Annotated in this window: 1 protein-coding gene; it reads right to left on the reverse strand. The window is 61.9% G+C overall.

The window, feature by feature from the left end; translation table 11 throughout:
• Positions 1–472 (reverse strand): ankyrin repeat domain-containing protein (locus tag OXF11_16015; protein ID MCY4488599.1); only part of this gene is annotated, 472 nt, incomplete at its 3' end.
• Between the last annotated feature and the right edge of the window lie 1,219 nt (positions 473–1,691).

Consider the following 1,691-nt stretch of genomic DNA (forward strand, 5'->3'; position numbering starts at 1 on the left):
GCAGGGGAGTCGCCTCATCTTTGGTTTTGGCGTTCACGTCCGCGCCGGCAGCGAGCAGGGCCTCCGCCGTTCCCGCTTTGCCGTAGCGTAACGCCCAGTGAAGGGGAGTCCGCCCGTGTTCGTCTTTGGCGTTCGCGTCCGCGCCGGCACCGAGCAGGGCCTCCGCCGTTCCCGCTTCGCCGTAGCGTAACGCCCAGTAAAGGGGAGTCCGCCCGTGTTCGTCTTTGGCGTTCGCGTCCGCGCCGGCAGCGAGCAGGGCCTCCGCCGTTCCCGCTTCGCCGTAGCGTAACGCCCAGTGAAGGGGAGTCCGCCCGTGTTCGTCTTTGGCGTTCGCGTCCACGCCATCGGCCAGCAGCTTTCTGACGCGACGCTCATGGCCCTGCCGCACTGCGTCGTGGATCGGAGCCGCCATCACGGCCGTTGAAGACCAAAGACACGCCAGCACAAGTGCCGTCATCAATCGTGAAATCATCCGTCTCCTCCGGTCTCCAATACAAACCCGCTTCCCAGCCGCATCGACGGGGAATGCGCGCTGGAAGAATATGTAGTGGCCCGAGGCCATGGGTCAAGAAATTCCCCCGGACCAGATCGTTTTATGGCGGTTCCTCTCAGGCCGGGATTGCGGCCACGCACTCGCGCTCGGGTTTGACATCTACCAAACCGTTCGACATCGGCATGCCCTCGGCAGGATACGCATGACCGGGCACACCGCGGATTGCTCTGGCGGCGGCAAGCTCGGACTGCGTACGGTCGTGATTGACTGAACATACTCCACCTGGCCGAAAAAGAAAGTGGTCAACACGGTCGACCGGAAGCCATCTACATTCAGCATCGGCTGATACTGAACAACCAGCTCAAGCGTTGGCTGTTCAACAACAGCCTCGCCGACGTGGCGCTCTACGCCGGTGAATACTTCCCCACGACTCTCGGCACGGTTCGCGACGGGTTCGGGACCATCGCAAAGAAGTACTCCAACAGCAAGGCCCGCAACGTTGTCGTCCCTTCAGCCTCGGCATCAGCATCACGTTCACGTGCTGGAGCAGATGGAGACGGCATCAGAAAAGAACCCTCAGAAATTTCGCCTGGGGAGTTCCCTACAAACACGCCCCGGTTCTTCATGATCTCGAACCAGATGATGCTGTTGCTTCCAAGCGGCGCGATGCAGACCGCAGAGGAGGCCGTTCCACCAGCGATGACGATGCCGCCCTGCCCTGCGCCATCGCACTCGATGGTTACATCAAGCGTCGTGGCAACGGACCTGATGCCGCCGCTTTCGTCCGTGACCCCTGGCTTATGCGTTCAATGATCCGAACGACCTGTTGAGCCGTCCGGTTTTGCCAGATCCCTACCCATAGTACTGGGACATCGTCCTCGACGTCGTCACCAGGGTCGCGCGCGGCGTTGTGGAACCCGGGTGTCGGCCTGCTCACCGATCCGTTGAAGGCACATAACGGGTTAGGCAGCGACAACCGGATCATCGAACTCATCGTAGCCGGTTACAAGCCTTGATGCCGCCACGGGTTGATGAAATGCTGCATGAGTTGGACCACGATCCGCCAGGGTCCCACGATACACGAATGCTTGCGCGTTGCGCCAACCGCGGCCGGTCAGAACAGCACCGGATCCCGATGGACCGGCTCGCCGTTGACGAGGATGCGGCGGATGGCGGCCTGCCCGGTGGAGCGCGACAC

Source organism: Deltaproteobacteria bacterium, assembly GCA_026712905.1.
Taxonomy (GTDB): domain Bacteria; phylum Desulfobacterota; class Binatia; order UBA9968; family JAJDTQ01; genus JAJDTQ01.